This is a genomic window from Pseudomonas fluorescens (assembly GCF_005938625.1).
Lineage (GTDB): Bacteria > Pseudomonadota > Gammaproteobacteria > Pseudomonadales > Pseudomonadaceae > Aquipseudomonas > Aquipseudomonas fluorescens_BD.
The window spans coordinates 130725-141337 of the sequence record NZ_VCNJ01000029.1 but is presented as its reverse complement, the minus strand read 5'-3'; the positions used below and the strand labels follow the sequence as shown (position 1 = coordinate 141337).

5 protein-coding genes are annotated in these 10613 nt (G+C 61.5%); 4 read left to right on the top strand and 1 reads right to left on the bottom strand.

Going from position 1 to position 10613, the window contains the following annotated elements; genetic code table 11:
* Window positions 1-246: 246 nt before the first annotated feature.
* Window positions 247-6657, bottom strand: coding sequence for a non-ribosomal peptide synthetase (locus FGA82_RS18835; protein ID WP_141128218.1), 6411 nt, complete (start codon window positions 6655-6657; stop codon window positions 247-249).
* Between the two features lie 488 nt (window positions 6658-7145).
* Here FGA82_RS18835 and FGA82_RS18830 point away from each other — a divergent pair, with 488 nt between their 5' ends.
* The 4 genes from FGA82_RS18830 to FGA82_RS18815 all read left to right on the top strand — a co-directional run bounded on the left by FGA82_RS18830 (window position 7146) and on the right by FGA82_RS18815 (window position 10610).
* Window positions 7146-7940, top strand: a complete 795-nt coding sequence (locus FGA82_RS18830) for a helix-turn-helix transcriptional regulator (RefSeq protein WP_141128217.1) — start codon at window positions 7146-7148, stop codon at window positions 7938-7940.
* Between the two features lie 33 nt (window positions 7941-7973).
* A complete protein-coding gene (locus FGA82_RS18825) occupies window positions 7974-9368 on the top strand; it encodes an efflux transporter outer membrane subunit (protein ID WP_141128216.1) in 1395 nt (464 codons plus the stop codon).
* Between the two features lie 157 nt (window positions 9369-9525).
* Window positions 9526-10131, top strand: coding sequence for an SCO family protein (locus tag FGA82_RS18820; RefSeq protein ID WP_008079652.1), 606 nt, complete (start codon window positions 9526-9528; stop codon window positions 10129-10131).
* Window positions 10131-10610 carry a copper chaperone PCu(A)C gene (locus FGA82_RS18815; RefSeq protein WP_141128215.1) on the top strand — a complete coding sequence of 160 codons (480 nt, stop codon included), beginning with the start codon at window positions 10131-10133 and terminating at the stop codon, window positions 10608-10610. The genes FGA82_RS18820 and FGA82_RS18815 overlap by 1 nt, the downstream gene beginning before the upstream one ends.
* Window positions 10611-10613 lie beyond the last annotated feature (3 nt).

Here is a 10613-nt window from a genome sequence, read left to right as displayed (position 1 = left end):
GAGGTAACCTGCTGTAAATACGGAAAAAAGGAGCGCGCAGCAGCGAGTCCGTGCACGCGGCGCGCAGCCTGGAAAAACTAAAACATCGGGGCGTGGGTGTCTGACATGGGAAGCGGGGACAAGCCACCCTGCCCGCTGTTCGCCTCTGCAGGAGCTGCCGAAGGCTGCGATCTTTTGATTTTGCTTTTAAAAACAAGATCAACAGATCGCAGCCTTCGGCAGCTCCTACAGGGTTTGTGTGCGCCGTCAGAGGCGGCGTTTGCGGTTGAGGCTCGGGATGGTGGTCGGGGCGATCTCGACCTGCTTGGCTTGCCGTGAGGTTTGTGCCGCCAGCGCGGCCAGCGTCGGCTGGCTGAACAGCGTGCGCGCGTCGACATGCAGCCCAGCCAGACGCATGCGCGCGACCAGACTGACCGCCAGCAACGAATGCCCGCCCAGCTCGAAGAAGTTGTCATGCCGCCCGACCTGCTCGACGTTGAGCACCTGCGCCCAGATCTGCGCCAAGGCTGTTTCCACGTCGCCTTCGGGTGCCTCGTAAGGACGACTGAGCAACGCCTCCGCCCCCGGCTCCGGCAACGCCTTGCGGTCGATTTTGTCGTTGGGCGTCAAAGGCAACGCCGCCAGCATCACGTAGGCGCCGGGCACCATGAACTCCGGCAATTGCGCCAATACATGCGCGCGCAACGCTTCAAGCGTGGGCGCAGTGACCTCGGCCCGCACGCTGTAATAAGCCACCAGGCGCTCATCGCGCACCAGCACCACCGCCTCGCGGATCGCTGGATGTTCCAGCAGGCGCGCTTCAATCTCGCCCAACTCAAGGCGCACCCCGCGCAGCTTGACCTGGAAGTCGTTGCGACCGAGGAACACCAGATTGCCATCAGCGTCGTAACGCACCAGATCGCCGGTGCGATACAAGCGATCACCGGTCACGAACGGGCTGTCGATAAAGCGTTCGGCCTGCAATTGCGGCAGGCCCAGATAGCCGCGCGCCACGCCCACCCCGCCAATGTGCAAATGACCACTGACGCCAAACGGCACCGGTTGATCGCCGGCATCGAGGACATACAGCCGCGTGTTGCTCAGGGCCCTGCCGATAGGCGCCAGCGTCTGCGGCACCGGTTCGCCGGGCTCCAGGGTCCAGCCACTGCTGTCGACCGTGGTTTCGGTCGGCCCATAGACGTTGTGCAGGCGCACCCACGGCAGGCGCTTGCGCACTTGCCGGGCCAGCGCAACGGTCAACTCGCCGCCACCGTTAAGCACGTCGGTGAGGCTGGTGCACTGGCTGACATCGTCTTGTTCGATAAATTGCTGCAACAACGCCGGCACGAACTTGACCACGGTAATGTTCTGCTCGCGGATCACTTGTGTGACATAGGCCGAGTCGCGATTGCCATCGGCCCGCGCCAGCACCAGGCGCATGCCCGAACACAGCGGCCAGAAGATCTCCCACACCGAACTGTCGAAACTGTACGGCGCCTTTTGCAGCAACGCCCCGTGTTCGCCGGGCGGCGCCAGTTGCGAACCCCAGTGCACCATGTTGCAGGCACTGCGGTGCTCGATCATCACGCCTTTTGGCGTACCGGTGGAGCCGGAGGTGTAGATCATGTAGGCCAGATTCGTCGCGCCGAGGCCCGGCACCTGCGGATTGTCGTGCGGCTGGTCCTGCCAGGTGCCGAGGTCGAGATCGATCAGCGGTACGCCGGGTTCGCCAAGCAGATCGCGCGTCGCCGCGTGCACCAGCAGCGCGACCGGTGCGCTGTCCTGCAACATGTAGTTCAGGCGTTGCAGCGGATAATCGGGATCGAGCGGCACATAAGCACCGCCCGCCTTGAGAATGCCCAGCAAACCGATCACCAGTTCCGGCCCGCGCTCGACGCAGATCGCGACCCGAGAATCCGGCTGTACGCCGAGCCCGCGCAGATAATGGGCCAGACGGTTGGCCTGCTCGTTCAACTCGCGATAGCTCAGGCGCTGCTCGGCAAATTGCACGGCGATGGCATCCGGTTGGCGCTGCACCTGTTGTTCGAACAGCACCTGCAGCGGCTGGTCCATCGGGCAATCGACTGCCGTATCGTTGAACTCGATCAGCAGCCGTTGCAGTTCTTCCCGGGGTAACAAAGGCAGGCTATTCAGCCGCCGCTGCGGCTCGGTTTCCAGCGCCGCGACCAAGCCATTCAGGGCTGCTTGCACGTATGCGCCAATCCGCTGCGCACCAATGCTCGACAACGTTCTGGTGGTCAGACGCAAGCCTGTGCCGAGATCATCGACACTCAGGGTAAACGGGTAATTGGTGCGTTCCTCGTTGGCCAGCGTTTCGATGCCTTGCCAGGTTTGCCGGGAGTTGTTTTGCTCAACATCATCGCTGTGCCGATAGTTGAGCAAGGCGCTGAACAACGGCGCTGGCGCAGCGACGCCACTGCAACGCTGAGCCAGCGCCAAAGAAGCGTGTTCATGGGCGAGCAAAGCAGTCAGGCGCGCATGGGTGGATTTCACCGCTGCGCGCGCGCCTTCGCCGACATCGACCCGCAGCGGCAAGGTATTGATGAACACCCCCAATGCCCGGTCGGCACCCGCGCCGCCCTGCATGCGCCCCATCAACACCGTGCCGAACACTACGCTTTGCTGGCCGGATGTCGCCGCCAGCACTTGCGCCCAGGCGAGGTGGATCAGGCTGGCGACGCTGACGCCAGCCAGACGCGCCTGCTGTTGCAGACGTTGATACAGATCGCTCGTCAGCGCTTGCTCGGCCTCCTCGATGTTGCTGCCGTCGCCCTGCACATTCTGCAAAGCGAACGGCAAAGTCGGCTCATCGATGTCGGCGAGCATCTGGCGGAAAAACGCTTCATGCTCCTGTTCACTGACACCCAATCGCGTCTGCGCCACATAGTTGCGGTATGGCACCGGTGCCGCCAGCGGTTCGCCGCTCCCGGACAGGCAGGCGTGGATTTCTTCGCGCATGGCCTCCAGCGCAATGTGATCCATCGCCAAATGATGGAACAACAAGATACCGACCACCCGGTTATGCGCCGGGTCTCGGGCAACCATCAGGCGCAGCAGCGGCGCCTGACTGACGTCGAGGCGAAAACGCCGCGCGTCGAAACGCTGGTGCAACTGATCGATGATTGCGCCGCCAGCAAGGTCAAGTTCGACTTCCTGCACCGGCAAAATGGCCTCGCGCCAAACGACCTGAACCGGTGACGCCAGCCCTTCCCAGACCACCGCCGTACGCAGAATGTCGTGTCGTGCAATGACCTGACGCAGCGCAACGGCGAAGGCCTCGACCCGCTCGAGGCTGTCGAACGCCAGCAGTGATTGCAGCAGGTACGGATCGCCCTGCGCAGCGGTGATGTGGTGATAGAGAATGCCTTCCTGCAACGGCGCCAAGGGGTAGATATCCTGCACATTGGCGGCACCGCCCGGCACGGTTGCGACGATGCGATCGATCATCGGCTGATCCAGTTGCACCAGCGGCAGTAGCTCAGGCGTGATGTGCGTGCAATCGGGCGCAATGCGATTGGCCGGCACCTCGACTTCGCGGCCGCTGCCCTCCGCCGCTGCCAGCGCGGCCAGGGTCGGTTGGCTGAACAGCACGCGAACATCGCTGCTCATGCCAATCTGGCGCATGCGTTCGATCAGGCCCACAGCCAACAAGGAGTGGCCGCCCAGCTCGAAGAAATGGTCGTGACGCCCTACCCGTTCGACCTGCAAGACCTCGGCCCAGATCTGCGCCAGGGCGATTTCGACGTCACCTTGCGGGGCCTCGTACTCACGACGGATCAACGCTTCCGGCCCCGGTGCCGGCAAGGCCTGGCGATCGAGCTTGCCGTTGGCCGTCAGCGGCAACGTCGCCAGACGGATGTAAGCGGCCGGCAGCATGGCGGCCGGCAAGCGCGATGTCAGGTGCGAGTGCAGTTGCAGGATGTCCAGCGTTTCACGCTCGGTGAACCATGCCAACAGTTGACCGTCGCGCACCAGCACCACGGCTTCCTGCACCGCGTCATGGCTGGCGAGTGCCGCTTCGATTTCACCCAGTTCGACACGCACGCCACGGACTTTCACCTGGTCATCGTTGCGACCGATGTACTCAAGATTGCCGTCGGCGCGCCAGCGTGCGAGGTCGCCGGTGCGGTACATGCGCGCCTCAGGCTGTGCACTGAACGGGTCGTCGAGAAAGCGTTCTGCGGTCAATTCCGGGCGATTCAGATAACCCCGGGCAACCCCGGCGCCGCCGACATACAGCTCGCCGATGATGCCGATCGGCACCGGGCGCTGCTGATCATCGAGCAAATACGCCGTGGCATTACTCACTGGTTTGCCGATGTGCAACGCCTGCCCGGGCATGATCAACCCCGAGGTGGCGACTACCGTGGCCTCGGTGGGGCCGTAGTTGTTGACCACCGCAAAAGATTGCGCACGGTTGAACTGGCGCAGACGATCACCGCCGATCAACAAGGTGCGCAAGGTCGGGTGGTCGAGTTGTTTGCTGAAGGCATATTCGGCAATCGGTGTTGGCAGGAAGCTCACGTCCAACGGCTGCGCCCGCCACCAGTCGAGCAGCGCGTCGATGTCTTCGTTACCTTCGCTCGCGGGTGACAAATGCAGCGTCGCCCCGGCACACAACGCCGGCCAGACCTCCCACGCCATCGCGTCAAAACCGAAGCCGGCCAGGCTCGAGGTGTGCTGCCCAGGACCGAGTCCGAATGCCGCGCAGTGCCAGTCGACCAGATTGCCCAGCGTACGGTGCTCGACCATCACGCCTTTGGGCAAGCCGGTTGAACCTGAGGTGTAAATCACATAGGCGAGGTGGCTGATGTTCAACTCCGGCACGTCGGGATCGGCCAAGTTGTCGAGCGACCATTCGCGCCGATCAAGCTCAATCACTGGCAGCGCAGTGGCGGGCAAACGATCACGCAAATCACTTTGCGTCAGCAGCGCCACCGGAGCACTGTCGCTGAGTAGATAACTCAGGCGCTCGGGCGGATGCGCCGGGTCAATCGGCACATAAGCGGCGCCAGCCTTGAGAATCGCCAGCAGCCCGACCAATGTCTCCAGGCTTCTGCGCGCGACAATTGCCACGCGGTCATCGGGCCGCACACCAAGCTCCAGCAGATGATGGGCCAACGCATTGGCTTGCTGGTTCAGCTCGCCATAACTCAGCGCTCGTCCCTGGCAAGTGGCGACCACCGCGTCCGGCTGCTCGGATACGCGGGACTCGAAGCGCTGATGAATCATCTGGTCTTGCGGATAGCTGACGCGGGTGTCGTTCCACTCATTGAGCAGAACGAGTTCTGCCGGGCTATTGAGGTTGAAATCGGCGATCGCCAGTGCCGGGCATTCGAGGCCTTGCTGCAGAATCAGCAACAAGCGCTCGGTCAACGACGCCATCTCGTCTGCCGTGAAATAGGCCGGCGAGTACACCAGATGCAGCCAGGCCTTGTCGGTGTAACGGTTGCTGCGCAGGTGAAGGGCCAGCGGTGTCGCCTCGTGCTGGTTGGAGACCTTGACCGCGTGTCCCGACGCCTCACCGTAACGGTAGTCATGGTCGTCCTGTTCGTAGGACACCGACAGCTCGAACAGTTGCGCACGGTCTTCACGCAACAGGCCCAGCGCGCGGTTCATCTCGCTCAGCGGATAGCGTTGATGGCGAAAATCCTGCTTCAGGCTATCGCCGATTGCCTTGATCAATTCAGCGAATGACAACGCTCGGCCGAAGCCCATGCGCATTGCACTGACCTGGGTGAACAAGCCCAAAGTGCTTTTGAAGCGGGCACCGGAGCGATTGAGAATCGGCAAACCGACCACCCACTCGTCACGCTGTTCGGTACGACTGAAATACACATGCAGCGCCGCCAGCAACACATGAAAGGCCGAGCCACCGAATCGTCGCGCGCAGTCTTTCATGCGCTCGTGCAGCACGGCTGGAAAAGCCTCGACGTGGATGCGGCCTGGCGCCGATTCAGCATCGAGGGATTCGTGATGGCGGGGCGTCAACAAGGGCTCGGGAAGGCTACGGTACTTGTCCAGCCAGTAGCGTCGATCGCGTTCATAGCGGGGTGACTGATGGTAGCGCGCGTCATCTTCGATAAAGCCGACATAGGACGGCGCGGCCCTGCGCGGATGCTCGCCACGGCACAACGCGCTGTAGATTTCGCCCACTGACTTGAACAGCAGCGCGAACGCCCAGCCATCGATAATCAAGTGGTGAGCCTGTGCCGCCAGCCAGTGGCGATGGCGATCGAGGCGAATCAGACTGAAGCGGAACAACGCTTGCCCGCTCAACACAAAGGCCTGCGCCATCTGCGCTTCGACCAGTGTCCGGGCAGCCGACTGTGGATCAGTCTGGCCGCTGACATCATGCAGCGACATCACCACCGGCAGCGCCTGGGCAAACCCTTGTAACGGCAACCCATCGTGACCAACGTCCGAGAGCAGAACAATGCGCAAGGCATCATTGGCTTCAACCAGATATTCAAGCGCCGATTGCAGCAATGCCGGATCCAGCGGCCCGGTCAATTCGACGTAACCGCCAATGTTATACAGCGGCGAATCTCCACGGCTCAGTTGGTCCAGCCAGATATCCCGTTGAGCGGCGGTCAGCGGGAATGTCTCGACAGGCACGGACAGATCGTCCGCCACGTTGGCAGAAGTAGGCTGCATAAGATCCTTCTCATGTGATTTTGCCGGTATTCAAGCATCGGCCCCGGCGCCGACATGACACCTGAAACCCGGACAATCACCAGGCTCGTAAGCGCCTGTCTGACGTTACGGGCGTGTTTATCGCAGGCTCTGTCTAAAAATTCGGAGAGGAAATACTGAAAAGCTTGTAGGAAAAAAACCACATACCAGCGCCGCCATTCACCCGAGCGCTGCCGATCAGAAATCACCATCGCCCGGGTTTTCGGGGCTTGAGCGTGACTGAACAGTCACTCTTGCCGTTACGCCGGTGATCAACACCGTCAGAACCCCGGCGCCAACAATCAGAAATAGTGGCACTTTGTGTCCCTGTTTTCCCCTACAGACGTAGGACAAATCCATAGGCTTAAATCCCGCTCCAGATCGTGTTCAAGGAGAAATGACGGCGTGGGCGGCTTTTGCATAGACGGCAGACGATTCAGTGAAGGTTCTGAACCAGGGATGACAAGGATATGAATCTGACCGGCAGTATTCGCAATATGGAAAACCCGCATTTCTATTGGCAACTGGGTGAGCTGATTGCCAGCACCGGCGATGATCACTTCGCCACGAACATGTTCCAGTTGGTCGACACGCTGGTGCCGGTCAATCGGGTGGATCTGAGTGAGTGGACGCTGGATGAGCGTCAGGCCAGCGTGGTCGATATCAAACCGCTGGGCAGCGCCGGCCTGGCACAGACGTGTTCGCCAGCCGATCCGCTGGAGAGTCCCGATGATCATCCGTTGCTGCAGAAGATGATCGAGATGAACGACTCGCTGCTGATTCAACTGAAAGCCTCGCTCCAGCCCCGCCATCCGCAACACAGTGCTCACCAATGCAATCTGGTCTCGCGCACGTCCAATCGCCGCTGCGTCATTTCTTTTTACCGACCGAGCACTCATCGGGTGTTTTCCCTGCCCGAGCTATCGTTTCTCAAGCGCCTGTCCGACACCTTGCTGCCACTGATCGAACGCCACGCTCAGATCAACCGGCAAATCCTCGCCAAACAACCCCGCCAGCCCTTGGCCGAGCTGGACCAGGCACCGTTGGCGCAGGTGTTCGACGAACGCCTGGCGATCAGCGACATCGCCTTGTCGGTGCGTGAGAAAGAAGTCTGCCTGGGCCTGTTGACCGGCGGCACCGTGCCGCAAATGGCGGAAAAGCTGCGGGTCAAAAACAGCTCGATCGAGACTTACCTCAAACGCGCCACGGCCAAACTCGGGGTCAGTGGTCGCCATGGTCTGGCGAAATGGATGGCCGGCGCCTGAGCACAACGCTCTTTTATTGCATGAGGCAGTTCGATGTTGACGTTGCGACTTTCCCTGCTGTCCATCGCGGTGCTGATGGGCGGTTGTTCCTTGATTCCCGAGTATCAGCGGCCCGCGTCACCCACGGCCGCGCAGTATCCGACAGCGACGCAGGCCGCAACGGACAGCGAGGACTGGCGCACGCTGTTCACCGATCCGGCACTGCAACAGTTGATCGAAAGCGCACTGGTTAACAACCGCGACCTGCGCGTGGCGGCACTCAACGTCGAAGCGTTCCAGGCGCAGTACCGCATTCAGCGCGCCGACCTGTTCCCGGCGGTGTCGGCCAATGCCAATGAGCTGCGCCAGCGCATGCCGCCGAGCGTGACCCAGGGCAAAGCGCTGATCAACTCGACGTACTCGGCCAACCTCGGCATCAGTGCCTATGAGCTGGATTTCTTCGGGCGCGTGCGCAGCCTCAGCGAGGAGGCATTGCAGACCTGGCTCTCGACCGAAGAGGCACGGCGCAGTGCCGAACTGAGTCTGGTCGCCAACGTCGCCAACGCCTACCTGACCTGGCGTGCCGATCAGGAGCTGCTGGAACTGACCCGCGATACCCTCGCCGCCGATGAGCAGAGCCTGCACCTGACCACGCGCAACCGCGAAGCCGGCAAGTCTTCGGCACTGGAGCAGGCGCAGGCGAAGACCAGCGTCGACAGCTCACGGGCCAATCTGGCGCGCTATCAGCGTCAGGTCGCGCAGGACTTGAACAGCTTGACCTTGCTGGTCGGCGCACCCGTGCCGGACGCCCTGCCCGCCCGTCCGCTGGCCAGCGATCTGGTGCAGCAACTGCCCGCCGGGCTGCCTTCAGATCTGCTGCAACGGCGGCCGGACATTCTTCAAGCGGAATACAAACTGAAAGCGGCCAACGCCAATATCGGCGCAGCGCGGGCGGCGTTTTTTCCCAGTGTCAGCCTGACTGCCAATGCCGGGACGTCGAGTCGCGATCTGTCCGGACTGTTCGGCGGCGGCTCCGGGGCGTGGACGTTTCAGCCGCAGATCAGCCTGCCGATTTTCAATGCCGGCAGCCTGCGCGCGAGCCTCGATTATTCGAAGTTGCAGAAAGACGTGGCGGTGGCCGAATACGAAAAATCCATTCAAACCGCGTTTCAGGAAGTCGCCGACGGCCTCGCCGCGCGCAGTACGTATCAGCAACAGTTGCAGGCGCAACGCGATCTGGTCGCGGCCACGCAGACTTACTACAACCTGGCGCACAACCGTTATCAGAACGGCGTCGACAGCAGCCTGACGTTCCTCGATGCGCAGCGTTCGCTGTTCAGTTCGCAGCAAGGTCTGATCACCGATCGCCTTGCGCAACTGGTCGCCGAGGTCAATCTGTACACCGCGCTGGGCGGCGGCTGGAGCGTTGAGGAGTCACGGGTGCAGTGAGTCTGTCGTCACTTTTTCTTACACCTTTTGTCGCTCGATCCTGTGCCGTGCGGCGATCCGTGGCCGGCGTCTGCCTTCAGTTTGGTATCATGCGCCGCTTTTACGGTTAACCCCCCGCCAGTCCTGCCGACTGACGGGCTGCAAAAGGCGGTATTAGATGACGGCTTTGTTGACTCGCCGCAAGGTGCTTGCGGGAATGGGCGTGCTCGGGCTAGGCCTGCTCGCCGGCTGCGACACCCGCGGCCAACTGTCGTACAAGTACGGCAAGGATCTGAGTAACAAGATCATGGGGCGCACCTTCAAACTGAAGAACACCGACGGCGAAACCATGACGCTGTCGAGCTTTCGCGGCATGATGCCGATGGTCTTCTTCGGCTTCACCCAGTGCCCGGCAGTCTGCCCGACAACCCTCGCCCGCGCGGCAAAAATCAAGAAGCTGATGGGCGCCGATGGCGATCGTTTGCAGGTGATCTTCATCAGCCTCGATCCCGAGCGCGACACCCCGGAAATCCTCGACGCCTACATGAAGGCTTTCGACCCGACCTTCGTTGCGCTGTACGGCACGCTGGAGGAAACGGCAGCCACGGCCAAGGAATTCGACGTGTTCTACGAAAAAGTCCCGGCCGGCGACACGTACACCATCTCGCATACCGCCACCAGTTACGTTTACGACTCCAACGGCGGCTTGCGCCTGGGTCTGTCCACCTCGCTTTCGGCAGAACAATGCACGGAAGATTTGCTTACTGTTATGGAGGTTTGCTGATGCAACCTGTTCTGAACCACATCAAACACGCTGTCATCGGTTTTTCTCTGCTGGGTCTGGCCTTCCAGGCGACCGCAGCGACCAAAGTCGACGATGCCTGGGTCCGTGCCACCGTGCCGACCCAGTCCGCCAGCGGTGCATTCATGACCCTGACCGCCGATAGCGACAGCAAGTTGCTCAGCGTCGCGACACCCGTGGCCAAAGACGTGCAGATCCACGAAATGACCATGAAGAACGACGTCATGAGCATGGGCCCGGTGAAGTTCGTCGAGCTGCCAGCCGGCAAAGCGGTCAAGCTTGATCCGAACGGCTACCACGTGATGCTGATGGGCCTGACCGGTCAGCTGAAGGAAGGCGAAAGCGTGCCGCTGACCCTGACCGTGGAAAACGCCAAAGGCGAGAAAGAGACCATCGAAGTCAAAGCGCCGGTTCGCGCGCTGACCAACATGGAAGGTCACGATCACAGCAAAATGCACTGATCT

What these genes read in the sequence shown, in the direction of transcription:
- FGA82_RS18835 (WP_141128218.1), bottom strand. Translation starts at nt 6,657, where the DNA reads ATGCAGCCTACTTCTGCCAACGTGGCGGACGATCTGTCCGTGCCTGTC.
- FGA82_RS18830 (WP_141128217.1), top strand. Translation starts at nt 7,146, where the DNA reads ATGAATCTGACCGGCAGTATTCGCAATATGGAAAACCCGCATTTCTAT.
- FGA82_RS18815 (WP_141128215.1), top strand. Translation starts at nt 10,131, where the DNA reads ATGCAACCTGTTCTGAACCACATCAAACACGCTGTCATCGGTTTTTCT.
- FGA82_RS18820 (WP_008079652.1), top strand. Translation starts at nt 9,526, where the DNA reads ATGACGGCTTTGTTGACTCGCCGCAAGGTGCTTGCGGGAATGGGCGTG.
- FGA82_RS18825 (WP_141128216.1), top strand. Translation starts at nt 7,974, where the DNA reads ATGTTGACGTTGCGACTTTCCCTGCTGTCCATCGCGGTGCTGATGGGC.